General features: G+C 63.7%; 22 protein-coding genes and 1 pseudogene. 10 read left to right on the top strand and 13 right to left on the bottom strand.

Translation table 11 applies throughout. The features are described from left to right. Positions 1-27 precede the first annotated feature (27 nt). The 5 genes from LAC81_RS00480 to LAC81_RS00500 all read right to left on the bottom strand — a co-directional run bounded on the left by LAC81_RS00480 (position 28) and on the right by LAC81_RS00500 (position 7,192). Complete coding sequence (locus LAC81_RS00480; protein WP_223726305.1) at positions 28-1,014, bottom strand: aldo/keto reductase; 987 nt, start codon at positions 1,012-1,014, stop codon at positions 28-30. Between the two features lie 186 nt (positions 1,015-1,200). Next, positions 1,201-1,785 (bottom strand): IMPACT family protein, encoded by a 585-nt coding sequence (locus tag LAC81_RS00485; protein ID WP_223726306.1) that lies wholly within the window; start codon positions 1,783-1,785, stop codon positions 1,201-1,203. Between the two features lie 349 nt (positions 1,786-2,134). Then, entirely contained in the window at positions 2,135-5,842 is a 3,708-nt protein-coding gene (putA, locus tag LAC81_RS00490) for a trifunctional transcriptional regulator/proline dehydrogenase/L-glutamate gamma-semialdehyde dehydrogenase (RefSeq protein WP_223726307.1), read from the bottom strand. 187 nt (positions 5,843-6,029) lie between these two features. Further along, positions 6,030-6,344 carry a YkgJ family cysteine cluster protein gene (locus LAC81_RS00495; protein WP_223726308.1) on the bottom strand — a complete coding sequence of 105 codons (315 nt, stop codon included), beginning with the start codon at positions 6,342-6,344 and terminating at the stop codon, positions 6,030-6,032. A gap of 41 nt (positions 6,345-6,385) precedes the next feature. Continuing rightward, a complete protein-coding gene (locus tag LAC81_RS00500; protein WP_223726309.1) occupies positions 6,386-7,192 on the bottom strand; it encodes a phosphodiesterase in 807 nt (268 codons plus the stop codon). Positions 7,193-7,391: 199 nt separating this feature from the next. On the opposite strand from LAC81_RS00500, the gene LAC81_RS00505 reads away from it, so the two are divergent. After that, entirely contained in the window at positions 7,392-8,426 is a 1,035-nt protein-coding gene (locus LAC81_RS00505) for a proline racemase family protein (protein WP_223726310.1), read from the top strand. Positions 8,427-8,600: 174 nt separating this feature from the next. On the opposite strand, the gene LAC81_RS38500 is transcribed toward LAC81_RS00505, so the two are convergent. Together LAC81_RS38500 and LAC81_RS38385 are read right to left on the bottom strand one after the other, a co-directional pair. Beyond that, on the bottom strand, positions 8,601-8,858 hold the full coding sequence (locus LAC81_RS38500) for a tetratricopeptide repeat protein (RefSeq protein WP_419195834.1): 258 nt from the start codon (positions 8,856-8,858) through the stop codon (positions 8,601-8,603). A gap of 63 nt (positions 8,859-8,921) precedes the next feature. Beyond that, positions 8,922-9,464 (bottom strand): annotated as a pseudogene (locus tag LAC81_RS38385) (sel1 repeat family protein); the annotation flags it as partial. Positions 9,465-9,678: 214 nt separating this feature from the next. On the opposite strand from LAC81_RS38385, the gene LAC81_RS00515 reads away from it, so the two are divergent. Next, the gene (locus LAC81_RS00515) at positions 9,679-10,302 is read left to right on the top strand and encodes a FecR family protein (RefSeq protein ID WP_328717342.1); all 624 of its coding nucleotides are present in this window, start codon (positions 9,679-9,681) and stop codon (positions 10,300-10,302) included. 59 nt (positions 10,303-10,361) lie between these two features. Here LAC81_RS00515 and LAC81_RS00520 read toward each other — a convergent pair whose 3' ends face one another. Further along, on the bottom strand, positions 10,362-12,224 hold the full coding sequence (locus LAC81_RS00520; RefSeq protein ID WP_223726313.1) for a CHASE2 domain-containing protein: 1,863 nt from the start codon (positions 12,222-12,224) through the stop codon (positions 10,362-10,364). A gap of 5 nt (positions 12,225-12,229) precedes the next feature. Continuing rightward, positions 12,230-12,934 (bottom strand): Crp/Fnr family transcriptional regulator, encoded by a 705-nt coding sequence (locus tag LAC81_RS00525; protein WP_113536565.1) that lies wholly within the window; start codon positions 12,932-12,934, stop codon positions 12,230-12,232. Between the two features lie 261 nt (positions 12,935-13,195). Between LAC81_RS00525 and LAC81_RS00530 the strand changes: the two genes are divergently transcribed. Next, positions 13,196-13,618, top strand: a complete 423-nt coding sequence (locus LAC81_RS00530; protein ID WP_223726314.1) for a DoxX family protein — start codon at positions 13,196-13,198, stop codon at positions 13,616-13,618. A gap of 57 nt (positions 13,619-13,675) precedes the next feature. On the opposite strand, the gene LAC81_RS00535 is transcribed toward LAC81_RS00530, so the two are convergent. Both LAC81_RS00535 and LAC81_RS00540 read right to left on the bottom strand, forming a co-directional pair. Next, positions 13,676-14,104, bottom strand: a complete 429-nt coding sequence (locus tag LAC81_RS00535) for an RbsD/FucU family protein (protein ID WP_223726315.1) — start codon at positions 14,102-14,104, stop codon at positions 13,676-13,678. After that, entirely contained in the window at positions 14,104-15,336 is a 1,233-nt protein-coding gene (locus tag LAC81_RS00540; RefSeq protein WP_223726316.1) for an ROK family transcriptional regulator, read from the bottom strand. The genes LAC81_RS00535 and LAC81_RS00540 overlap by 1 nt, the downstream gene beginning before the upstream one ends. 348 nt (positions 15,337-15,684) lie before the next feature. On the opposite strand from LAC81_RS00540, the gene LAC81_RS00545 reads away from it, so the two are divergent. The 7 genes from LAC81_RS00545 to LAC81_RS00575 all read left to right on the top strand — a co-directional run bounded on the left by LAC81_RS00545 (position 15,685) and on the right by LAC81_RS00575 (position 22,459). Next, the gene (locus LAC81_RS00545; RefSeq protein WP_113536767.1) at positions 15,685-16,710 is read left to right on the top strand and encodes a sugar ABC transporter substrate-binding protein; all 1,026 of its coding nucleotides are present in this window, start codon (positions 15,685-15,687) and stop codon (positions 16,708-16,710) included. A gap of 201 nt (positions 16,711-16,911) precedes the next feature. Then, positions 16,912-17,997: an ABC transporter permease gene (locus LAC81_RS00550; protein ID WP_223726317.1), complete on the top strand. Its 1,086-nt coding sequence runs from the start codon at positions 16,912-16,914 to the stop codon at positions 17,995-17,997. Then, positions 17,997-18,779, top strand: a complete 783-nt coding sequence (locus LAC81_RS00555) for an ATP-binding cassette domain-containing protein (protein ID WP_113536560.1) — start codon at positions 17,997-17,999, stop codon at positions 18,777-18,779. The genes LAC81_RS00550 and LAC81_RS00555 overlap by 1 nt, the downstream gene beginning before the upstream one ends. Continuing rightward, on the top strand, positions 18,776-19,396 hold the full coding sequence (locus LAC81_RS00560; protein WP_223726318.1) for a nucleoside triphosphate hydrolase: 621 nt from the start codon (positions 18,776-18,778) through the stop codon (positions 19,394-19,396). The genes LAC81_RS00555 and LAC81_RS00560 overlap by 4 nt, the downstream gene beginning before the upstream one ends. A 186-nt stretch (positions 19,397-19,582) precedes the next feature. Continuing rightward, positions 19,583-20,620 (top strand): dihydroorotase, encoded by a 1,038-nt coding sequence (gene pyrC / locus LAC81_RS00565; RefSeq protein ID WP_223726319.1) that lies wholly within the window; start codon positions 19,583-19,585, stop codon positions 20,618-20,620. Between the two features lie 128 nt (positions 20,621-20,748). Beyond that, complete coding sequence (locus LAC81_RS00570) at positions 20,749-21,441, top strand: orotate phosphoribosyltransferase (RefSeq protein ID WP_223726320.1); 693 nt, start codon at positions 20,749-20,751, stop codon at positions 21,439-21,441. Between the two features lie 91 nt (positions 21,442-21,532). Then, entirely contained in the window at positions 21,533-22,459 is a 927-nt protein-coding gene (locus tag LAC81_RS00575) for a carbohydrate kinase family protein (RefSeq protein ID WP_223726321.1), read from the top strand. Positions 22,460-22,466: 7 nt separating this feature from the next. On the opposite strand, the gene LAC81_RS00580 is transcribed toward LAC81_RS00575, so the two are convergent. Together LAC81_RS00580 and LAC81_RS00585 are read right to left on the bottom strand one after the other, a co-directional pair. Beyond that, positions 22,467-22,682: a helix-turn-helix domain-containing protein gene (locus LAC81_RS00580; RefSeq protein WP_113536556.1), complete on the bottom strand. Its 216-nt coding sequence runs from the start codon at positions 22,680-22,682 to the stop codon at positions 22,467-22,469. A gap of 3 nt (positions 22,683-22,685) precedes the next feature. Beyond that, on the bottom strand, positions 22,686-23,240 hold the full coding sequence (locus LAC81_RS00585; protein WP_223726322.1) for a DUF2975 domain-containing protein: 555 nt from the start codon (positions 23,238-23,240) through the stop codon (positions 22,686-22,688). Positions 23,241-23,296 lie beyond the last annotated feature (56 nt).

The following is a 23,296-nucleotide window of genomic DNA, read 5'->3' on the forward strand; positions in this document are numbered from 1 at the left end:
TCCAGCGCCCGCGGGCGCTGGCGTCAGTTACCAGCGGTGATGAACATGAACCTTCACCAGCCGCTCGTAAACCTTGCCGATTGCGGCCCTGGTTTCGCCGTCGATAGCGCCAAGGGCGCTGGCGGCTGCGTTCGATTGGGCCTGCGCCTCATTGCGGGCGCCGGGGATCACCACCGAAATCGCCTGCTGCTCGAGGATCCAGCGCAGTGCGAACTGCGCCATCGGCACGCCCGTGGGCACCAGCGGACGAAGCTGCTCGACGGCTTCCAGCGCCGCGTCGAAGGGCACGCCGGCAAAGGTCTCGCCGACATCGAAGGCCTCGCCGTGCCGGTTGAAGTTGCGGTGATCGTCGGCAGCAAACGCGGTTTCTCGGTTGATCTTGCCGGAGAGCAGGCCGGAGGCGAGCGGTACCCGCACGATGACGCCGACATTCTTCTTCTGCGCTTCGGCGAAGAACAGCTCGTGCGGGCGCTGGCGGAAGATGTTGTAGATGATCTGCACGGTCGCGACGCCAGGATATTCGATCGCTTTCAGCGCTTCCTCGACCTTTTCGACCGAGACGCCGTAGTGGCGGAGCTTGCCCTTGGCGACGAGCCGGTCGAGCGCGCCGAACAGCTCCGGCCGGTAATAGACCTCGGTCGGCGGGCAATGGAGCTGTACCAGGTCGAGCGTCTCGACGCCGAGATTGGCAAGGCTGCGGTCGATGAACGCTTCGATGTTTTCGTCCGTATAGCCTTCGGTCACATGCGGGCTGAGCCGGCGGCCCGCCTTGGTCGTGACGAAGGGCTTGTCGCCGCCGCGCTCCTTCAGCACCGCCGCGATGATCTTCTCGGAGCGGCCGTCGCCATAAACGTCGGCGGTGTCGACGAAGGTCACGCCGGCATCGAGCGCGGCATTGAGCGCACGCTTGCCGTCCGCCTCGCTGACATCGCCCCAGGAGCCGCCGATCTGCCAGGCGCCGAAGCCGATCTCGGAAATGGTTGCGCCGGTCTTGCCAAGAACTCTCGTCTTCATGGTGCTGTCTCCTGTTGTGCGTCATCGAGCATACGCTGGATGGAGCGGTTCTAGTATGACGCCCTTGGTCGAGTAAATTAGAGCGGGGCAGGGCGCAGTAAACCGCGCACACTTTTCGCTGGCGCTCCTTCGTGTCGGGCGGGCTGGGTGCGGGTGAAGACCTGCGGGGTTTGGTTGACGGAGGAGTTAGTCGTCCAGCGAAACCACGGCCTTGCCGCGGCTGAGATCGACGACCATTGAGAGGATCGCCTCGGCCTCGTCTTTGCGCAGGTCCACGGTCAGAACCGGGCCTTTGTCCGTGAAGCTCTCGCCGACAATGGTCACGTCCCGGGCAAGAAGCCGCGCCTTGATCAGCGCCATGTCGGAAAAGTCGAGGGCGACTGTGGCGCGCACGGTTTCGATCATGTCGATCTTTTCCGCCGCCCGCAGGCACAGCGCTGCCGTGCCGCCATAGGCGCGCACCAGGCCGCCGCTGCCGAGCAGGATGCCGCCGAACCAGCGAGTGACCACTACCGCGACGCGGTCGAGTTCCTGGCCATCTATGGCAGCGAGGATCGGCTTGCCGGCGGTACCGCTCGGTTCGCCATCGTCGCTGAAGCGATAGGCCTGGCCTATGCGCCATGCCCAGCAATTGTGGTTGGCGGTGGGGTCGGAGTGGGAGGCGAGGAAGTCCTTTGCCGCCTGTTCATCGGCAACGGGCGCGGCAAAGGTCAGAAACCGGCTCTTCTTGACGTCCTGGCTTGCCGTTTCGATGCGCTTGAGGGTGAACATGGCTGCTTCCGTTTCTCAAACGCTGATAACGGATTGCGAAGGACAGCGCCACAATGGTTTGGATCGGTGCGGGTGTCGGATTTGGTGCGGTGCTGTAGATGAGGCCGCGTGCTTCCACCGTCATTCCTGTGCCTGTCACAGGAATCCAGTCACGGCGCGTCCGTGCCGTGAGAAGACTCATTTTTGTTGAGATGTTATTTCGCGCCGCCGACGCGGCGCGGCTGGTCCCTGTGACAGGGCACAGGGATGAGGTGGCGTGGGTGAGTTCCTCGCCCCCACCAAGAGTGGGGGAGAGGAGAACTTCCAGTGCGCTCTCTTGAACCGGGGGAGCGCCTATCGAGCTGCGGGTTTAGCCGATCGCCATCAGGCTCGCGTTGCCGCCTGCAGCTGCCGTGTTGATCGAGGTCGAGACCTCCTCGAGCAGCCAGTTCAGGCAATAGGCGTCGGGGTTCTTGCCGATCTCTTCCGTCGAGGCAGCCTGTACCAGAACCAGCGGACCCGGAAGCCCGGCGATCGCCTTGCTGACCTCGCGCACCCGGGCACCATCACCTTCGACGAGCGCGCCGGCGAACGGACCATCTGCCGCCCAGTCCTTCGACCAGGAAAGCCGCGCGGAGACGCTGGCCGGCATATCCTTCAGCGATGCCTGCAGGCCGGAAGCGGCGTCGACGACGACGGTGTTGCCGGTCGCAAGGGCAGCCCCCAGCTGGCGGTAGAGACCGGTTTCCGTCGCCGGAACCAGGAGCACGCGGCCGCGCGGATGCAGCGCATAAAGGTTGCGCTCGCCGACCGGGCCCGGAAGCTCCGAGTGGAGGCCGAGAGCCGAGTTGCTGCCGGCGGTGCGGGCGGCTTCGGCTTCCGCCTTGGCACCCTTGCCGTCGAGCCACTTGACGAAATCGAGCAGAGCAGGATCGGTGTGAACGGAGCTGTGCTGCGGCGGTACCGGGGCGGTGGCGACGAGACGGCCGAGATAGAGCGGGCCGCCAGCCTTCGGGCCGGTGCCCGAGAGCCCGCGCCCGCCGAACGGCTGCACGCCGACCACGGCGCCGATGACGTTGCGGTTGACATAGAGGTTGCCCGCCTTCACCCGCGAGGTGACGTGGGCGATGGTCTCGTCGAGACGCGTGTGCAGGCCGAAGGTCAGACCATAGCCGGTGGCATTGATGTCGTCGATCAGCCGGTCGAGATCGTCGCGGCGGTAGCGGATGACATGCAGAACCGGACCGAAGACTTCGCGCTTGAGGTCCGAAAGCTTGTCGAGCTCGATGATCGTGGGCGGCACGAAGGTGCCCTGTTCGGTGCCGGAGGCAAGGCCGATCTGCTCGACCTTGCGGCCAAGGCCACGCATGGCGTCGATGTGCTTTTCGATGATGCCCTTGGCCTCAGCGGTAATAACCGGGCCGACATCGACCGAGAGCCGGTCGGTGCGGCCGATCTTGAGCTCATGCAACGCACCCTTCAGCATCGAAAGCGTGCGGTCGGCAACGTCTTCCTGCAGGCAGAGCACACGCAGCGCCGAGCAGCGCTGGCCGGCGCTGTCGAAGGCCGAGGCGATGACGTCGCCGACGACCTGTTCGGCAAGTGCCGAGCTGTCGACGATCATGGCGTTCTGGCCACCAGTCTCGGCAATCAGCGGGATTGGCCGGCCGGCGGGCGAAAGACGGTCGGCCAGCTGCGCCTGAATCAGGCGGGCGACTTCGGTCGAGCCGGTAAACATCACGCCGGCGATCTCCGGTGAGGCCACCAGGGCAGCGCCGATGCGGCCGTCGCCGGGCAGAAGCTGCAGCGCGTCAGCCGGGATGCCGGCCTCGTGCAGGATGCGCACGCCTTCGGCGGCAATCAGCGGCGTTTCCTCGGCAGGCTTTGCCAGCACCGGGTTGCCGGCCACGAGTGCGGCGGCAATCTGGCCGGTGAAGATCGCCAGCGGGAAGTTCCACGGGCTGATGCAGACGATGGGGCCGAGCGCCTTGTGGGCCGGGCCGAGCGTGCGACGGGTCTGTTCAGCGTAGTAACGCAGGAAGTCGATCGCCTCGCGCACTTCGGCAATCGCGTTCGGCAGCGACTTGCCGGCTTCGCGCGAAATCAGGCCCAGCAGGGTCGGCATACGTGCCTGCATCAGGTCGGCAGCACGCGTGAGGCAGGCGGCACGCTCCGTCGGCGAGACGGCGGCCCAGCTTGCGGCGGCCTTGGCGGCAAGGCTTGCAGCCTGGCGGGCATCGGCTTCCGAAGTCTCGGTGACCGAGCCGACAACGTCGCGGTGGTCGCCGGGGTTGAGAACCGAGCGGGTTTCGCCGGAGGCAGGACCTGTTGCCAGCAGCGGCACGGCCTTCCAGTCGATCGCAGCGCTCGCCTGGAGTGCTGCGGTCAGCGAGGTCAGGCCCGCTTCGTTGGAAAGGTCGAGGCCGGCCGAGTTGCGGCGCGTTTCACCGAAGAGATTGTCGGGAAGCGCGATCTGGTCGTGCGGTGCGCCGACGACCGGCATGGCGCGCACGATCTCGACCGGATCGGCAATCAGCTCGTCGACGGAGACCTTCGGGTCGGCGATGCGGTTGACGAAGGAGGAGTTCGCGCCGTTTTCGAGCAGGCGGCGAACGAGGTAGGCCAGCAGCGTCTCGTGGGTGCCAACCGGCGCGTAGATGCGGCAGGGACGGTCGAGATTGCCCTTGCCGACCACTTCGTCATAGAGCGGCTCACCCATGCCGTGCAGGCACTGGAACTCGTACTTGCCGACCTTGAAGTCCTTGCCGGCCATCTCGTAGATGGTCGCGAGCGACTGGGCGTTGTGGGTGGCAAACTGCGGGAAGATCACGTCGGTCGCAGCCAGCAGCTTCTTGGCGCAGGCGATGTAGGAGACGTCGGTGTAGATCTTGCGGGTATAGACCGGGAAGTCTTCCAGGCCGTCGAGCTGGGCGCGCTTGATCTCGGCATCCCAGTAGGCGCCCTTGACGAGGCGTACCATGACGCGGCGTTCGGCGCGACGGGCAAGGTCGATGATGAAGTCGAGCACATAGGGGCAGCGCTTGCCATAGGCCTGGACGACGAAGCCCATGCCGGCCCAGCCGGCGAGGTCCTTGTCGAGGCAGAGTTCTTCGAGCAGGTCGAGCGAAAGTTCGAGACGGTCGGCTTCCTCGGCGTCGATGTTGAGGCCGATGTCGTATTTCTTGGCGATGACCGCGAGCGCCTTCACCTTCGGCAGAAGCTCTGCCATCACGCGCGACGCCTGCGAACGGGCGTAGCGCGGGTGCAGCGCCGAAAGCTTGATCGAGATGCCGGGGCCTTCATAGATGCCGCGGCCGGCCGATGCCTTGCCGATCGCATGGATCGCCTGCTCGTAGTCGCGGTAGTAGCGCTCCGCGTCGGCAGCTGTGGTCGCCGCTTCGCCGAGCATGTCGTAGGAGTAGCGGAAGCCCTTCTGTTCGAGCGCGCGCGAGCGCCGCAGCGCCTCGTCGATGGTTTCGCCGGTGACGAACTGCTCGCCCATCATGCGCATCGCCATGTCGACGCCGCGACGGATGACCGGCTCGCCGCAACGGGCGATCAGGCGGGTGAGCGCGGCGGAAAGGCTGCGGTCGTTGACGGTTGAGGTCAGCTTGCCGGTGACGACGAGACCCCAGGTGGCGGCGTTGACGAACAGCGAGCGGCCGCCGCCGATATGCGACTTCCAGTCGCCATCGGCGATCTTGTCGCGGATGAGCGCGTCACGCGTCGCGGTGTCCGGAATGCGCAGCAGCGCTTCGGCGAGGCACATCAGCGCCACGCCTTCCTGGCTCGAAAGCGAATATTCCTGCACGAGACCCTCGACGCCGGAGCCCTTGTGCTTGGCGCGCAGTGCCTCGATCAGCTTGCGTGCGGTCTTGGCGGCCGCCTCGCGGGTCTTGGCGTCCAGCGTCGCAGCTTCGACGAGTGCCGGCAGCACTTCCGTTTCCGGGCGACGGTAGGCGGCGGTGATGGCCTGGCGAAGCGTGCTCTGCGGGCGCATCGGCGGAGCGAACTCGGCGAACGGAGCCTGCGGAGCGCCGGTCTCTGCAGTGGTCTTGTGAAGCGGTGTCTGGCTCATCGAGCGCTATCCTCCGGGAAGCGGTTTCTAAGGGCGCGGCGCGCCCCTGATCGTGGGCGGAAAATACGCTTCCTTCCGCCGTACATCCATCCGGCATTTTTCGTCTTTGGCGGAATGTTTCACCGTTCTACGGATGTGGTGCCGCAGAGGATGCGGAATGTTAGCGAATCCTCCGGATGATCCGGCGTCAGGCGGCCTTGCCGAAGTGCTTCTCGCGGGCCATCAGGCACTCATCGTCGCCGGGCATGCAGGTGCGGCAGACGATCGGCCGGATCGCATAGATCTTGCAGCCGACATGTTCGCCGAGCTTGCCGTTCAGGGCAGAGCAGCGATCGTCCTCGCAACGCATGCCGCCGAGATCGGTCGACACGTACTCCGCCGGGATCAGGTCGAGCTCCTCGTCCGTCTCCAGCGAAAAGCGGGGCCAGTCAGCCGAATACGCGCAGCAGGCGCCGCAGCTCTGGCAGTCGAAGGTTTCGTCGAGGGATACGGGTTCGGTCATATCCTCAAACTAGCATGAAGGTCGGCGGTCCGAAATGGCCCTCAAGCGATGGCGGCGTCCCGGCGGGCAATCTCGTAGTCTTCCGTATGCACCAGCACGCCATCTTCGGTCACGACAGCGATGCCGTAGGCGGCCGGCTCGTCGACGGACAGAGAGGTGTCGGGCGTGTCGAAGGGCATAGGCTGCTGGTGCACCGGGCTCTTGAAGATCGAGAAAGGAATGCCACGGCTGGAGCCGTTGATCGTGCGGTGCACATGTCCGGCGAAGATGTGACGGACGTTGCCGTGCCGTTTGACGAGATCGTAGAACTCCGCCTCGTTGGCGAGCCGGATCGCATCCATTCCGGTAAAGCCCGTCCGGTGCGGCGGGTGGTGCATGAAAATCAGCGCGGGCTTGTCGCCGGCCTCAGTAAGCTGCCGGTCGAGCCAGGCAAGGCGCCTGGCGCAGAGAAGACCCGTATGGCTGGTCGGGTAGTCATATGGCGGAGCAAAGAGCGTATCGAGGAGAATGGCGCGGCAATCCGGGAAATCGATCGCCTGCTGCACGAAGCCGCCCTCGTCGGTCGTTGCGTCCGCAAAGACGTCAAGAAACACCTCGCGCCGGTCGTGGTTGCCGATGGTGATGGCGACCGGCGGCGTGATCTGATCGACGAGCCGCTTCAGCCGCTCGTAGGAGGTGTGATCGCCGTAGTGGGTAAGGTCGCCGGTGAAAATCACCCGTTCGGCGTCCGCATGGTAGCGGTTGACGTGCTCGATGCCGTTGGCGAGGCGCTGGTAGGGATCAAGCCCGATGATCGTCGTGCCTTCGGGCACCATGTGTAGGTCGGTGAAGATGATCAGCTTTGTCATGGAGATCCAGAAGGTTGCGTCGCGAGTGGCCCCAAGCTGTCGCGCTACGTGTGACGCGTCAAGCGGCAACTTTGGGGCGACTCTTGCGGCGTCCGGCGGTTTTCCTTGCGGCGGATCGAGGAAAGCGGTAATGCAAGCGCATCTGATATATCAGCCATGATCGCCGCCAGGGCGATGGCAAGCGAGTTGGAGAAACGGCATGCGGTGGAAGCGCACGATCCAGTTGCTGGACGTTCATTGCGAGGGTGAGATCGGTAAGGTCGCGATCGGCGGCGTGCCGAAGATCCCGGGAAACTCGATCGCCGAGCAGCTCAACCACATCAACACGGTCGACGACAGCCTCCGGCGGTTCCTGTGCCTGGAGCCCCGGTCCGGCTCGATCGGTTCGGTCAACCTCTTGGTGCCGCCGAAGCGGCCGGAAGCCGATGCCGGCTTCATCATCCTGCAGGCCGACCAGGCGCACGCCATGTCCGGCTCGAATTCCATCTGCGTCACGACTGCGCTCTTGGAATCCGGCATCATCGAGATGAAGGAACCGGAGACCGTCGTCATGCTCGACACCGCCTCCGGTCTCGTCAAGGCGACCGCGACCTGCCGCGATGGCCGGTGCGAAAAGGTAAAGCTGACGATGGTGCCGTCCTTCGTGCATGAGCTCGATGTCGAAGTCGACACGCCGAAGTGGGGCAAGATCAAGCTTGACCTCTGCTATGGCGGCATCTTCTACGCCCTTGTCGATGTCGGCCAGATCGGTACCACGATCGACAAGGCAAACGCCCGCGAGATCGTCGAAGCCGGAATGATCCTGAAGGATATCGTCAACCGCACCATCCCCGTCGTTCATCCGGAAATCCCGGAGATCAAGGGCGTCGCCTACGTCATGTTCCGCGATGTCGAGCCCGACGGCACGATCCGCACCTGCACCACCATGTGGCCGGGCCGTGTCGACCGCTCGCCCTGCGGCACCGGCAGCTCGGCCAACCTCGCGACGCTGCATGCGCGCGGCAAGGTCAAGGTCGGCGATGTCCTGAAGTCCCGCTCGATCATCGGCTCCGAGTTTGAAGTCGGCCTCGAAGGTGTAACGACGGTTGCCGGTCGTGAGGCGATCATCCCTACCATTGCCGGCCGCGGCTGGACCTTCGGCCTGCACCAGGTGGCACTCGATCCCTTCGATCCGCTCGCCGACGGCTTTGCACTGACCGATACCTGGGGGCCGCAGGCGGGCGAGATCCGCTAAAGCAATTCCAGGAAAAGTGCGAAGCGGTTTTCCGTCCGGAATTGCGAACTGGAAGACCAATTCCAGGAAAAGGCGAAGCGGTTTTCCGTCCGCAATTGCGTCATCCGAAACGAAAACGCGGGCCGAAGATCCTGATGATCTCCGGCCCGCGTGGCCCTTGGGAGGCGTGTGGGGTTACTTGATGATCCGGCTGGTCTTGCCGAGCATGGCGGTCTGGAAGGTTTCGTCGGCGGTGAGTTCCGCTAGCTTCTTTCCGGCGAAGGCGTCGCCCTCGTTGGCGGCCTTGCGGAACATGGCACGGGCAGCGGGAAGATCCTTGGCGGTACCTTCACCGTTCTCCAGCATCAGGCCAAGGTTGACCATGGCGTCGACATTGCCGCGGTCTGCGGCCAACCGGTAGAATTTGGCAGCCCTTCCGTTGTCTTCCGCCACCAGCTTGCCTTCGTCCAGAATGACCGCGAGGTTGAAGGCAGCGACGTCGTCACCGGCGAGCGATGCCCGCTCGAACCATTCGATCGCCAGCTTGCCGTTGACCGGCGTGCCCATGCCGTCGCGATAGGAAACGGCGAGATTGTAGGCGGCGAGAATGTTGCCGGCGGCCGCGGCCTTCTGGTTCAACGAGAATTCGGTTGCCGTGTCGCCCTGTTCGCCCATGAGTACGGCGTAGTTCGTCATTGCCAGTGCGTGACCGTGTTCGGCGGCTTCACCGAGAATGCGCAGCGACTGGGCCTTCTGCCCCGCCTTGTCGAGCACGCGGGCCAGCTGGAATTCGGCGCGGGCGCCGCTCTTCTGATTATAGGCCTCGCGGCAGGCCGACAGCGCGACGCCAATCCGGATGTCTTCGGTGGAAACGGCAGGGAAAGCCTGGTTGCGCTGCAGGTCGAACATGCTGCCCGCCTCGCGGTCGCAGACCTCGGCAGCGGAGAGATCCGCAGCACGCGCCGGGGGAAGGGCGATCGCGGCCACCGCGAGCAGGCTGACAATCGCCAGCAGGAGTGCGTTGATGATGCGGGTGCCGGATGTGCTGCGCTTTTCCATGATGCTTTCCCCTTCTCTTGACGTTGACTTTATTCGCGCCCGTCGCGGATCGCTGTTCCGGCGGGAACAGCCCGGTGGCGAAAGCTCTGGCGAAGTGGCGAGGGGCCGTTGAGGGCGGGCTTTTGAGCCGCTTGCATCCGGGAGCGCCGGGGCTATCCTCGAATGGCGGCAACGCTCAAAGAGGAGAGAGGCAATGAAAGATCTGGCAGTGGCGCTGCGCCACATGCTGGTCAGCCGACGCGCCGTCGTCGGCGGACTGTTGCTGGCGGCCGTCGGCGGTCGTGCCGTCCCTTCCTGGGCAAGTTCGGCCCTTGGCGAGGCGACCGAGGTGCGCGGCGACGTAAGGCGAAAGCGGGCGAAAAAGGACGAACTGCTTGCCGTCGGTAGCGAGCTCTTCGAAAACGACCGCGTGCACACCAATGTCGAAAGCTATGCGACCTTGAACCTTGGCGCGGACACCCGGGTGCTCCTCGGCGCCGAAACCGAACTTCTCGTCGATAGCTTCATTGCTGGCCAGGGCGGAACGCTCGAGCTTGGAACAGGACGCATGGTCTTCGATCGGCCCGAGGGGTTGCCGAAGGTCGATGTGGCCGTGCGCACCGCTTTCGGTATGATCGGCGTGCGCGGCACCAAATTCTTCTGCGGACCGAGCCGTGCCGCCTTTGCGGTCTTCGTCGAACATGGAAGCGTTACGGTCGCGCGCGGCGGCGTGACCAAGATCGTCGCTGCGGGGCAGGGGGTGGAATTCCATCACCGGGGTGATGCCCCGAGCGAGCCGGTCAACTGGGGCGAGGCGCGGATCAAGGAAGCCTATGCCAGCGTTGGCCTGACGCGTTGAATTGGCAAAACCCGAAAGCCGGTATGCCTTTCAGTGAGCATGGGCGGGTGGCCGTCGCCTCAGTCCGCAACCGTGAACAACTCCATCGTCGAGAAGCCGCGGATTTCGTGGCTGCCGAGCGGGCGAAGCGGCTGTTTGCTTTCCGCTGCGGCTGCAGGCCCGATGCAGATCGCCGTACCGAGAAACTTGTTCGCCTCCTGCAGACGGGCCGCCAAGTTGATCGCGTCTCCATGGGCGGTGTAGTCGAGCTTGCCGCCAGCGCCGACTTCACCGACGACCGCCGGTCCAGTCTCGACGCCGATCCTCGTCCTGCCGAAGGTATTGGCCGCGAACTGCGGACGCCGGCGCATCTCTTCCGTCAATGCGTGGATCGCCTTCGCGCAATCGATGGCCCTGTCGACATGCTGCGGCAAATCCTCGGGCGCATTGAAAAACGCATGCACCGCATCGCCCACCACCTTGTCGACCATGCCGCCATGCGCCGCCACCAGGGCGTTGACCTCGGCGAAATAGACATCGAGCAGGCCAATGAGGTCCCGCGGCTTCAGCCTCTGCGATAGGGCGGAAAAGCTCTCGATATCGGTGAAAAGCGCTGTTACCTGCCGTTCCTCGCCGGCCACGCGCGCAAGCCCGGGATTGTCGATGTAGCGGGCGACGACCGATTGCGGCAGGTATTGTGAGAACTTCTGCCGTGCCGCCGCTTCGGCCCGCCGCACCCGGGCGAATTGCAGGACGCTCGTGACCGCGAGAACCGTGACAAGAGCGACGGAAATGCTGACCGCATCGATAAGCCAACCGCTGGCGTCATAGATGGCCGCCGCGGCCGCGACGACGGCGGCGACGGCGCTTAGGCCAAGGGCTGCCGATATCAGCGGCCGAAGGCGTGCCGCCGCAAAGGCGATGCCAAGGCCGGCGGCGAGGGCCATGGCGGCCTCGGCCAGCGGAAGCCGGCTGTCGCGCTGCGGGATGAAGCCGGTCAGGATCGCATTGGCGACATCGGCATGAATCTGCACCGAGGGTTCGAGCGGCATCGAGGCGCTGGGCCGCAAGCCCCCAAGGCTCGGCAGGCTGCTGCCGATCAGCACGAGCTTGCCTGCAAACCGGTCTGCGGTCGCCTCGCCGGAGAGCACGTCAGCGGCTGAAACCGTGCGGGTGGCGAGCCGGTCCGCAGCGCTCGCGACGAAGCGCAGGCTGCCGGTTTCGTCGAGCGCGATCACCTGTCCGTCGATGCGCACCCACGCGGGCGCGCCGCCGAGAATGGGCGTGCCGGCCCCGCGCATCAGCCGTGCCGCCTCGATCGCCAGCGTCGGATAGGCGTCGTTGCCGAGGATGGCATAGGCTTGTACCCGCCGGATCCGCGCGTCCTCGTCGCCAACGAGAAACGAAGCGGCAGCCGCCTTTGCCTGCTCCATGAAAGCGGCACAGGGCGTTTCGGCGCCGTCGAGGAACCAGAGTTCGGGCGGAGCGAAGGGGCGGCTCAGGGCCAGTGGCGGTACCGGCCGCGGCCGCTCCTGCACCGTATCGGCAACCAGAAAGCCGAGGATGACGGGGACGCTTCCGAGTGCCGAGGCGAGGGCAGCGTTGCCGTCGCTGGTCGCATTGCAATCGGCGCTGAAGACGAAGTCGACGGCCACCGCCCTGGCGCCGGCCTTAGCAAGCCGAGACAGGAGCTCGGCGGTTGCCGTCCTGTCCCATTCGCCGGACGGACGCGATTGGTGGGCATGGCGGTCGATGTCGACGACAATGATATCAGGCGACTGCGGCGCGGGGATCCATTGTGTCAGATTGTCGAAGAACAACTCGCGCTGCGTTTCGAAGACCGGCTCGGCGAAGAGATAGAGAGCGACGGCGACAAGCAGGCTCGTCAGGAACCCGCCGGCAAGCGGAGTAAAACGCAATTGCCGGCGCGGCTCAGTGACCATGCGGTCTAGTGCTCCTCCGGGTCGGCAATACTGTGCAGGCGACCGACCTTGCAGGCGATGATGCCGTCGTTCCGCTTGATGGCGCCGCTCTCTTCCAGCCATTGGATGGCGCGGTTGACCTTCGGTCGGCTGGCACCGAGTACACCGGCGATATCCGTCTGGCTCATGGTCAGCCTGAGATTGGCGCTCTCCGGCAACTCGTTGCCGTGGATCTGGCGGAGTGTCGCGAGGAAGAAGCGCGCGACACGGGCGTTGAGGTCGTAGAGTGCGATGGTCTCCAGTCGCTCGGTTGTGTCTCGTAGCTGGGCGCAGAGGAAGCGGATGACGGCCTCGGCTGCCTCCGGTCGATTGGTGACGATATCGAGAAAGGCTTTCTTGCCGATCACATAGCCCTCGGAGGCGGTCATCGCCGTGGCATCGGCCGAGCGCGTCTGGCCGTCCAGCACCGCCATTTCGCCGAAGATCGCGCCGGCCTCGTGCTGGCGCAGCATCAGCTCGCGGCCCTGCGGGGTGATCAGCGATAGCTTGATGCGCCCGGAGATGACGACAATCATGTAATTGCCTTCGTCGCCGCGCTGGAAGATTACCGTGCCGGCCGGCCACTTCCTGTAGGTCGCGATATCGGCAAGTTCGGCAATGGCATTCTTGTCGAATTCTTCAAAGATCGGAAACGAGCGCCAGAATGTCGGGCTCCTGTTGATTTCGTTCATGACATGCCCCCGGGCGGCGTCCCCTGCCGCGCCGAAATTCTTCGCCTAGCCGCTGCGTCCTTGCAATAGAAAAGAACGATTTGCTGATGATGTAGTTCCGTGTCCGCCGTCAGACGAGCGAGAGAATGCCGGCTGCAAAGGTTGACGATGTCTCCGGGTCGTTTCATTTTTGTGAACGATCTGTCGCCCGCGCGACGGCTAGCTGATTTTGAGAATGCTGGTACTTCTGTTGCCAACACCCGTTTCTCACAGGAGCCTCGCATGCCTCAGAATGTTGTCGTCCTCGTCGGACGCGTCCTGCTCTCTATCATGTTCATCATGTCCGGTTTCAGCAAGCTGATGGATCCGTCGGGCACTGCCCAGATGATCACCGGCGCCGGCTGGCCGGCCCCGACCGCACTCGCCTACCTCGCAGGCCTCTTCGAGCTGGTGGCCGGCCTTGCCGTTCTCGTCGGCTTCCAGACCAAGATTGCCGCCTATCTGTTGGGTCTGTTCAGCCTGGTCACGGCTTTCGCCTTCCACAGCGGCGCAATCAACATCCCGAACTTCCCGCCGGAAGCCAACGGCCTGTTGACCGTCTTCAACGGCCTGATGATGATGAAGAACGTTGCGATCGCCGGCGGTTTCTTCGTGCTGGCCGCCTTCGGCCCCGGTGCCTTGTCGGTCGACAAGCGCGGCGCCTGAGACCTGGTCTCACCGCAATAACAAAAGCCCGCCGTCCTTCGGCGGGCTTTTTGCGTTTCAGGGATAGATCACGCCCTTGCGCAGGATGACGTTGCCGTAGAGCCTGGGTTCACTCGTCTGGACCACGGTGTGGGCAGCCCTGACCCGCGGGTAGAAGTCCGCGCCGAGCAAGGGAACGACGCGACGGTCCGGCTCATGCCGGCCGCAGCACGCGATGATCTCGCTGTGCACCGGGTCGAGCGCGTCCCTGTCCTGCTTGACCGTGGCACGGAAGATCGCTTCGGGCACGAAATCATCGATCGGGAAAACGCTGAGGATGGCGTCGAGCACCGGGATCAGGGCGTGTCCGTCAAGACGGACGAGACGACGCGCGTGCTCCTGCCCCGGGTAGTTGCCATCGACCAGCGCGATCTCGTCGCCATGGCCCATCGCCCGGAGCGTTGCCAGCAGCTCGGGACTGAGGATCGGGTTAATTCCTTTCAGCATCAGCCGAGCTCCTTGAAGAGGACATTGGTGTCGAGCAGGTAGCGGGAGAAGAGCGGTAGGCTGGCGCCGCCGATGGCGCGCGCATGGCTGCCGACGATACCTTCCACCAGCTCCGGAATGGTCACGCCCTGGAGGTCGAGCTCATAGAGCGCCTTGCGCGTGGCGGCGAGCAGCCGCGCCCGCACCCAGGGCGGGAAACCGCCGTCGATGACAACGGCGGAGAAGTCGACGATCGAAACGGCCGACACGACCGCCTGGGCAAGGGCTGCGCCACAGTCGTCGATCCAGATGTCCAGCGGTTCGCCGAAATCGATCCAGTCATCGGCCGAGTACCAGAGTGGCCGCGGATCGATGCCGCGTGCGCGCAACAGGTTCTCGAGCACGAAAACCGAGGCGATCTTCAGCAGCTGAATGGTCTTGCCGTCCTTGCCCGAGACGGGCAGCGGACCGACGGCGCCGGCGGTGCCGGTGCGTCCGGAAAAGAGTGCTGAGTTCAGGACGACGCCGCCGCCGATGAACGAGCCGATGTAGAAATAGACGAAGTCCGGATAGCTGGCGCCGACGCCGAAGGCGAGTTCCGCGCCGCAGGCGCTGGTGCCGTCATTCTGCAGGAAGACCGGATAGGTGGTGCGGGCCGAGACTGCCGCCTGCAGATCGACGTCGCGCCACTTATTCATTTCCTCGCGTGGGGCGCCCACTTCCTCCGCCCAGTTCCAGAGCTCGAAGGGCGTGGCGATGCCGATGCCGGCGATCCGCTTGCGTTGGTCGGGGTCAAGCTGTTGTTCGAGCTTCGCCATGCCGGAAATGATGAAGTCGACGAGATCGCCGGGCAACGGATAGGCGTGCACATGGTGCAGATGCAGCCGGATGCTGCCGACGAAATCCATCAGCACGAGATCGGCGCTACGCCGGCCGATCTTGACGCCGAATGAAAAGACCGCGTCCGGATTGAGCCGCATCGGCGTCGAGGGCTGTCCGACTTTGCCGCGAACCGGATCGCCCTTGACCAGAAGGCCATCGCTTTCCAGCGCCCGCATGATGACCGAAACGGTCTGCGCCGAAAGGCCTGAGCGGCGCGCGATATCGGCCTTGGAAAGGCCGCCGTGACGCCTGACCAGCGACATGACCAGGCGCTCGTTATAGGCGCGCACACGCGTCTGGTTGGCGCCGCCGCTCGGGTCGATGACTTCAGGTTGCGTCGGTCCCCGATCAGGACCGTCTGTCAATGACATGCCACCGTCTCCTCCCGTTGGCACTGGATCATAAATGAGAGCGGGATGCGGGCGGAAAACCGCATGCGATTTTCCCTGATCCCGTTCTGGTGCCCGCTTGGCGCAGGTCTCTTGTTTCCACTTGTCGCGGCTCTGTCAATTTGATGGGCGCACCAATCCTCCGGCGGAGCGTCGTCATCGCAAGAATGACACATCGAAATAATAATTCAATTTGATTTATTTATTGACACCCCGGAAATTTAGTGTTTGTTTTTATCTCGGAAGCGTCGCTCGCAGCGGAGGAGAATGCTGCGGTGGCGTGGCCTGGGCCGGTACGCCGGCACGATTTTCAATCCTTGGGAGGATTTCATGAAGAAGACTGTTCTTTCCGCCGCTTTCGGCGCGCTGTCGCTTGGCGTCGTCTTCGCCGCGCCGGCGCAGGCCGCCGATGTCAGCGCCTGCCTGATCACCAAGACCGATACCAACCCGTTCTTCGTCAAGATGAAGGAAGGCGCGACCGCCAAGGCCAAGGAACTCGGCGTGACGCTGAAGGCCTATGCCGGCAAGATCGACGGCGACCATGACAGCCAGGTGGCTGCGATCGAATCCTGCATCGCCGATGGCGCGAAGGGCATCCTGATCGCGGCTTCCGATACCAAGGCGATCGTCGACCAGGTGAAGAAAGCGCAGGATGCCGGCCTGCTGGTGATCGCTCTCGACACGCCGCTTGATCCGGCAACCGCAGCCGACGCGACCTTTGCAACCGACAACCTGCTCGCTGGCAAGCTGATCGGCCAATGGGCTGCGGCCACCATGGGCGAAGGCGCCAAGACCGCCAAGATCGGCTTCCTCGATCTGACGCCGTCGCAGCCGACGGTCGACGTCCTGCGCGACCAGGGCTTCATGATCGGCTTCGGCATCGACCCGAAGGACCCGAACAAGATCGGCGACGAGGATGATCCGCGCATCGTCGGCCACGACGTGACCAACGGCAACGAAGAAGGTGGCCGCAAGGCCATGGAAAACCTTCTGCAGAAGGATCCGGATATCAACGTCATCCACACCATCAATGAGCCGGCTGCCGTCGGCGCCTATCAGGCGCTGAAAGCCGTCGGCAAGGAAAAGGACGTGTTGATCGTCTCCGTCGACGGCGGTTGCCCGGGTGTCAAATCGGTCGCCGAAGGCGTCATCGGCGCCACCTCGCAGCAGTACCCGCTGATGATGGCCGCACTCGGCATCGAGGCAATCAAGAAGTTCGCCGATACCGGCGAAAAGCCGAAGCCGACCGAAGGCAAGGACTTCTTCGACACCGGTGTTTCGCTCGTGACCGACAAGCCGGCTGCCGGCGTCGAATCGATCGACACCAAGGTCGGCACGGATAAGTGCTGGGGCTGATCGCCTCTACGTTTCGAACGCATGAACGAGCTACGGAAGGGCGGCCCCGGCCGCCCTTCGCGTAAGCGCCGATGTCTTTGACAAGGCGATGAAAACCGCGCAGCTTCTTGTAAGAGTGCTGATGCCCGCCACACGGTGGGCGGGCTGTGCACCGAGCAGCATCGCAACCCCTTGGGAGTGGGGTTCACGGGAGGAAGGTCCATGGGCGAGCCCAACGCAGCCGCACAGCCATCCCAGGAATTCGAAAAAGTCCTGGTCAACAGTTCGACGCAGGTCGCGTCGTTCGATACGCATGACAAGACAGCGATACAGAAGATCCAGCATTTCCTGCATTCGACCCCGGCAGCCGTGCCGTTCATCGTCCTGGTCGCCGCGATCCTGATCTTCGGCATGGCCATCGGGGGCAAGTTCTTCTCGTCCTATACGCTGACCCTCATCCTGCAGCAGATCGCCATCGTCGGTATTCTCGGCGCGGCGCAGACATTGGTGATCCTGACGGCCGGCATCGATCTTTCGATCGGCGTGATCATGGTGCTCTCGGCGGTCATCATGGGCAATTGCGCCGTGACCTACGGGCTTCCCGCGCCAATCGCGATTTTCCTCGGCTTTGTCGTCGGCGGCGCTTGCGGCTTCCTCAACGGTTTCCTCGTCTCCAGGGTCAAGCTTCCGCCGTTTATCGTGACGCTCGGCACCTGGTACGTGATCATGTCGACGAACTTCATCTACTCCGCCAACGCGACGATCCGCGAGGCCGATGTGACGGCGGTCACTCAGATGCTCCACGTCTTCGGCGTCAGCTTCAAGGTGGGCTCTGCGGTGTTCACGCTTGGCGTAGTGATGATGGTCGTGCTGGTTTTCGGCCTCTGGTACGCGCTCAACCACACCGCCTGGGGACGGCACCTCTATGCTGTCGGCGACGATCCGGAAGCCGCCAAGCTCTCCGGTATCCGCACCAGCCGCGTGCTCCTCAGCGCCTACACGCTCGCCGGTCTGATCGCCGCTCTTGCCGCCTGGGTCTCGATCGGCCGCAATGGCTCGATCTCGCCCTCCGCAGCCGTCACCGACTACAATCTGCAGGCCATCACTGCGGCCGTGATCGGCGGTATCTCGCTGTTCGGTGGACGCGGATCGATCCTTGGCACGCTGATCGGTGCGATGATCGTCGGCGTGGTCTCCATGGGCCTCAACATGCTGGGTGCCGACCCGCAATGGAAAGTCTTCCTCACCGGCGTTTTGATCATCACCGCCGTCGCAATCGACCAATGGATCAGAAAGGTAGCAGGCTGATGGCTCAGGAACCCATTCTCACCGCACGCGGCCTGGTCAAGCGATATGGTCGGGTCACCGCGCTCGATCATGCGGATTTCGATCTCTATCCCGGCGAAATCCTCGCCGTGATCGGCGACAACGGTGCCGGCAAGTCCTCGATGATCAAGGCGATTTCCGGCGCCATCTCGCCGGATGAAGGCGAGATAAGGCTGGAAGGCAAGCCGGTGAATTTCCGCTCGCCGATGGATGCGCGAACGGCCGGTATCGAGACGGTCTATCAGAACCTGGCACTGTCGCCGGCGCTGTCGATCGCCGACAACATGTTCCTCGGTCGCGAAATCCGCAAACCCGGCCTCATGGGCAAGCTCTTCCGCACGCTTGACCGGGCCGAGATGGAGAAGAAGGCGCGGGCCAAACTGTCCGAGCTCGGCCTGATGACCATCCAGAACATCAACCAGGCGGTGGAAACGCTCTCGGGCGGCCAGCGCCAGGGCGTGGCGGTGGCCCGTGCCGCAGCCTTCGGCTCCAAGGTGGTGATCATGGACGAGCCGACAGCCGCGCTCGGCGTCAAGGAAAGCCGGCGCGTGCTGGAGTTGATCCTTGACGTGCGTTCGCGCGGTCTGCCGATCGTGCTCATTTCGCACAACATGCCGCACGTGTTCGAGGTGGCCGACCGGATCCATGTTCACCGTCTCGGCAAGCGCCTCTGCGTCATCAATCCGAAGGAGCACACGATGTCGGATGCGGTGGCCTTCATGACCGGCGCCAAGGAGCCGCCGCGCGAGGCGCTGGCGGCATGAACGTCGAGCCGATCGCCAACGAAATCCTGAAGCGGGCGGCCGGCGCCGCCCGTTTCGTCGTCGCCATTGCCGGTCCGCCCGGTGCCGGCAAGTCGACGCTTTCGGATGCACTCGCCGAGACGCTGGTGGCCGGCGGAGAAAAGGCGGCGGTGCTGCCGATGGACGGTTACCACATGGACAATGCCGTTCTGGAGGAAAAGGGCCTGCTGCCGCGCAAGGGAGCGCCGGAAACTTTCGACGTCAGGGCGTTCCTGTCGACCGTTGCGGCAGTGCGTGCCAATGACGGCGAGGTGCTGGTGCCGGTCTTCGATCGTACGCGCGAGATCGCGATCGCCTCTGCCCGGATCGTCTCACCCGAGACCCGCATCATTCTGGTGGAAGGCAACTATCTGCTGCTCGACGAGTCGCCGTGGAACAAGCTGGAGGGCGCCTTCGATTTTACCATCTTCATCAATCCAGGCGTTGAGGAGCTGGAGCGGCGACTTTTGAAGCGCTGGTACGATCATGGTTATGACGAGGAGGCAGCGAAGCGAAAAGCCTTCGGCAACGACATTCCGAATGCCCACCGCGTCGTTGACCGTCAGCGGCCGGCCGATCTGGTGCTAGCGGATTTCTGAGCGATGGTTGGATTGTCGATTGTGTTTCCTGGCGCATTGGTGATATCGAGACGCGGTTCCACCACATGAGAAACCGCCCGCGACCCGCACCTGCCGGCTGCAAAGCCGCGCGCGCGGATCGGGCGCGACGAGCCTGGAGCGGCGGATTTCCGTCTGCGCCTGCTCTGACCTAGGAGAACGCTGACCATGCAAGACCTCGTAATCCGCCGGCCGGATGATTGGCACCTTCACCTGCGCGACGGCGACATGCTGAAGGGCGTTATCGCCGATACCAGCCGCCATTTCGCCCGCGCGATCATCATGCCCAACCTGGTTCCGCCTGTCGTCACGACGGCAGATGCGAGCGCTTATCGCGAGCGTATCCTCTCGGCGATCCCGGCCGGGGACCGGTTCGAGCCGCTGATGACGCTTTATCTGACCGCAGGTACCAGCCCGGACGATGTCGAGGCCGGCCACAAGAGCGGCCTCGTCAAGGCGGTCAAGCTCTACCCCGCTGGCGCCACGACCAACTCGCACAGCGGAGTGCGCAACATCGATGAGGCGATGCCGGTGCTGGAGCGCATGGCGAAGATCGGCCTACCGCTCTGCGTGCATGGCGAAGTCACGAGCTCGGATGTCGACATCTTCGACCGCGAGGCCGTGTTCATCGAGACCGTGCTCGATCCGCTGCGCAAGCGGCTGCCGGAACTCAAGGTGACGATGGAGCACGTCACCACCAAGGACGGCGTCGACTATATCAAGGCGTCGAAGGCGAACCTTGCGGGCTCGATCACCACGCACCACCTGATCATCAACCGCAACGCCATTCTCGTCGGCGGGATCAAGCCGCATTACTACTGCCTGCCGGTTGCCAAGCGCGAGAACCATCGCCTGGCGCTGCGCGCTGCCGCGGTTTCCGGCGACAAGCGCTTCTTCCTCGGCACGGACTCGGCACCCCATGTCGATCCGCTGAAGGAGTGCGCCTGCGGCTGCGCCGGCATCTACACTTCGATCAACACCATGAGCTGCCTGGCGCATGTGTTCGAAGAGGAAGGCGCGCTCGACAGGCTCGAAGCCTTCGCCTCGCTGAACGGCCCCGCCTGGTACGGCCTGCCGGTCAACGAGGAAACGATCACGCTGCGCAAGCAGGCAGAGGTTGTCACCTATCCGAAGAAGATCGAGACCGGCGCCGGTCCGGTCACCGTTTTCGATCCGATGTTCCCGCTCCACTGGGCCGTCGTCTGATCGCCACTGCGTAATTCCTTGGATCGGATGGATCCAAGGACAAAATTATGCGGCAGTTAAAGATGTTACGGCGACCTTTGCGCGTCTGAACAGACGCGCGGCGCTGTAGAGAATTGAAGGAGAGTTTGATGTTTTCCAACGCGTTCACCGACAAGGCCGTGATGGCCGAGCTGGTCGCCAAGATGCTCTGGGAGATCAAGGCGGTGCATTTCAGCGCCGACAAGCCCTATAAGCTCTCGTCCGGCATGGCGAGCCCGGTCTATATCGACTGCCGCAAGTTGATTTCCTATCCGCGCATCCGTTCGGCGGTGATGGATTTTGCCGCAGCGTCGATCCTGCGCGAAGCCGGCTTCGAGAAGTTCGACGTGGTTGCAGGCGGCGAAACGGCCGGCATCCCGTTTGCCGCGATGCTCGCCGAGCGGCTCGGCCTGCCGATGATCTATGTCCGCAAGGCGCCCAAGGGCCACGGCCGCAACGCCCAGATCGAGGGCCACATGCCGGAAGGCGCTCGCGTTCTCGTCATCGAGGACCTGACGACCGCCGGCGGCTCGATGTTCAAGTTCATCGACGCCATCCGTGCGGCCGGCGGCGTCGTCAACCATGGCATTGCGCTCTTCTACTACGACATCTTCCCGGAAGCGGTCGGCGAGATGAAGGGCAAGGGCGTCGATCTGCACTGGATCGCCACCTGGCGCAACGTACTTGCGGTCGCCCGCGAGCAGAAGCTGTTCGACGAGAAAACGCTGGGCGAAGTCGAGGCCTTCCTCAACGCGCCGCTCGCCTGGTCAGGCCGCAACGGTGGCGTGAGCGCTCTGGCATAATGTTCGACGAGGCCCCGGTTCCGCCGGGGCCTCGCAAGGCTTGAGCTATTCGTTTTAAATCGATTGAAATACTATCGGGGAGGTAAAGCCGATGATCGTATGTTGCGGAGAAGCGCTGATCGACATGCTGCCGCGGGACACGACCGCGGGCGAGAATGCGTTCGCGCCCTATGCCGGCGGGGCAATCTTCAACACGGCGATCGCGCTGGGGCGGCTCGGCATTCCGACCGGCTTTTTTACCGGCCTCTCCGACGACATGTTCGGCGATATTCTGCGCGTGACGCTGAAGGCGGCGAACGTGGATTTCGGCCCCTGCGCGACCCTCTCGCTGCATACGACGCTCGCCTTCGTCAAACTCGTCAACGGCCATGCGAGCTACGCCTTCTTCGATGAAAACACCGCCGGCCGCATGATCACTCGCGAGCATCTGCCGGCGCTCGGCGATTTCTGCGAGGCGCTGCATTTCGGCGCGATCAGCCTGATCCCCGAGCCCTGCGGTTCGACCTACGAAGCATTGATGACGCGCGAGCATGAAAAGCGGGTGATCTCATTCGATCCGAACATCCGGCCCGGTTTCATCAAGGACAGGGAGGCCCATCTCGCGCGCATGAACCGCATGGCGGCGATGTCGGATATCATCAAGTTCTCCGACGAGGATCTCGCCTGGTTCGGCATGGAAGGCAGCCACGACGATCTTGCTGCCGAATGGCTGAAGCGCGGACCGAAGCTGGTGCTGATCACCAAGGGCGCCGATGGCGCCGTCGGCTATGCGGTGCGTCACAAGGTCGAGGTCGCTGGCGAAAAGGTCACGGTGGTCGATACGGTCGGCGCCGGCGACACGTTCGATGCCGGCGTGCTGGCGTCGCTGAAACTTGCGGGTCTCCTGACCAAGGTCGATGTCGCCGATCTCACCGAAACCGCCGTCCGCAACGCGCTGGCGCTCGGCGCCAAGGCGGCGGCCGTCACCGTCTCGCGTGCCGGCGCAAACCCGCCGTGGAAGCAAGAAATCGGCCTCTGAGCTTTTCTTATTCTTCCGGTTCCGGGCGGTATTCCAGGATATCGCCCGGCTGGCATTCCAATGCGGCGCAGATCTTCTCCAGCGTATCGAAGCGCACGCCTTTCACTTTTCCCGATTTCAACAGCGAGATGTTCTGCTCGGTGATCCCCACCTGCTCGGCGAGATCGCGTGAGCGGACTTTCCGTTTCGCCAGCATGACATCGAGATTGACGACAATCGGCATGCGTTAGACGAAGCTCCTGTTCTCCGCTTCGACCCCGGACGCAATGACCATGACGTGGCCGAGGCCGACGACGAGCCCGGACATCAGCAGTACGATCATCGTGCCACCATTGATGTCGAACATCACCGCCTGTCCCGCGGTGCCCGGGTTGTCGTAGGTAACGGCCAGGATGCCGATCCCGTTGCTGACGGTCATGCATGTTGCGCCGATCAGTGCAATCAGCCCCACCCTCCGCAACAGCACGCCATTGCGGCCGGAGAGGATTTCGCCACGCTGAAAGCTGTCGAAGAGCTGCCAGGCAAAGGCGAGGCCGGCAATGACAAGCGCATTGTTGATGGCCGTCAGGAAAATGACAGTCGCGATGGCGCGGTAGGAGAGGGTGATCGTGCCCACGCGGGGGAAGACGACATCGCGAATGCCCTGCTCGAAGCCCTGCCGATCGAAAAAGATCTGCCAGTGCATGTAAACGACGGCCGAACAGAACACCGCGCCGCCCAAGAGGATCATGAGCTTCATGAAGCGGCTGAGCCTGCGCAGCCTCTCGGCGCTATCCGTCATTAAAATTCCTTTATCGTTTGACTTGTATTTTTATCGTAAAACAATAAGTAATTCTC

The organism is Ensifer adhaerens (genome assembly GCF_020035535.1).
Classification (GTDB): domain Bacteria; phylum Pseudomonadota; class Alphaproteobacteria; order Rhizobiales; family Rhizobiaceae; genus Ensifer.

What these genes read in the sequence shown, in the direction of transcription:
- LAC81_RS00485 (WP_223726306.1), bottom strand. Translation starts at nt 1,785, where the DNA reads ATGTTCACCCTCAAGCGCATCGAAACGGCAAGCCAGGACGTCAAGAAG.
- LAC81_RS00570 (WP_223726320.1), top strand. Translation starts at nt 20,749, where the DNA reads ATGTTTTCCAACGCGTTCACCGACAAGGCCGTGATGGCCGAGCTGGTC.
- LAC81_RS00480 (WP_223726305.1), bottom strand. Translation starts at nt 1,014, where the DNA reads ATGAAGACGAGAGTTCTTGGCAAGACCGGCGCAACCATTTCCGAGATC.
- LAC81_RS00585 (WP_223726322.1), bottom strand. Translation starts at nt 23,240, where the DNA reads ATGACGGATAGCGCCGAGAGGCTGCGCAGGCTCAGCCGCTTCATGAAG.
- pyrC (WP_223726319.1), top strand. Translation starts at nt 19,583, where the DNA reads ATGCAAGACCTCGTAATCCGCCGGCCGGATGATTGGCACCTTCACCTG.
- LAC81_RS00495 (WP_223726308.1), bottom strand. Translation starts at nt 6,344, where the DNA reads ATGACCGAACCCGTATCCCTCGACGAAACCTTCGACTGCCAGAGCTGC.
- LAC81_RS00580 (WP_113536556.1), bottom strand. Translation starts at nt 22,682, where the DNA reads ATGCCGATTGTCGTCAATCTCGATGTCATGCTGGCGAAACGGAAAGTC.
- LAC81_RS00550 (WP_223726317.1), top strand. Translation starts at nt 16,912, where the DNA reads ATGGGCGAGCCCAACGCAGCCGCACAGCCATCCCAGGAATTCGAAAAA.
- LAC81_RS00545 (WP_113536767.1), top strand. Translation starts at nt 15,685, where the DNA reads ATGAAGAAGACTGTTCTTTCCGCCGCTTTCGGCGCGCTGTCGCTTGGC.
- LAC81_RS00530 (WP_223726314.1), top strand. Translation starts at nt 13,196, where the DNA reads ATGCCTCAGAATGTTGTCGTCCTCGTCGGACGCGTCCTGCTCTCTATC.
- LAC81_RS00520 (WP_223726313.1), bottom strand. Translation starts at nt 12,224, where the DNA reads ATGGTCACTGAGCCGCGCCGGCAATTGCGTTTTACTCCGCTTGCCGGC.
- LAC81_RS00525 (WP_113536565.1), bottom strand. Translation starts at nt 12,934, where the DNA reads ATGAACGAAATCAACAGGAGCCCGACATTCTGGCGCTCGTTTCCGATC.
- LAC81_RS00505 (WP_223726310.1), top strand. Translation starts at nt 7,392, where the DNA reads ATGCGGTGGAAGCGCACGATCCAGTTGCTGGACGTTCATTGCGAGGGT.
- LAC81_RS00575 (WP_223726321.1), top strand. Translation starts at nt 21,533, where the DNA reads ATGATCGTATGTTGCGGAGAAGCGCTGATCGACATGCTGCCGCGGGAC.
- putA (WP_223726307.1), bottom strand. Translation starts at nt 5,842, where the DNA reads ATGAGCCAGACACCGCTTCACAAGACCACTGCAGAGACCGGCGCTCCG.
- LAC81_RS00500 (WP_223726309.1), bottom strand. Translation starts at nt 7,192, where the DNA reads ATGACAAAGCTGATCATCTTCACCGACCTACACATGGTGCCCGAAGGC.
- LAC81_RS00555 (WP_113536560.1), top strand. Translation starts at nt 17,997, where the DNA reads ATGGCTCAGGAACCCATTCTCACCGCACGCGGCCTGGTCAAGCGATAT.
- LAC81_RS00560 (WP_223726318.1), top strand. Translation starts at nt 18,776, where the DNA reads ATGAACGTCGAGCCGATCGCCAACGAAATCCTGAAGCGGGCGGCCGGC.
- LAC81_RS00540 (WP_223726316.1), bottom strand. Translation starts at nt 15,336, where the DNA reads ATGTCATTGACAGACGGTCCTGATCGGGGACCGACGCAACCTGAAGTC.
- LAC81_RS00535 (WP_223726315.1), bottom strand. Translation starts at nt 14,104, where the DNA reads ATGCTGAAAGGAATTAACCCGATCCTCAGTCCCGAGCTGCTGGCAACG.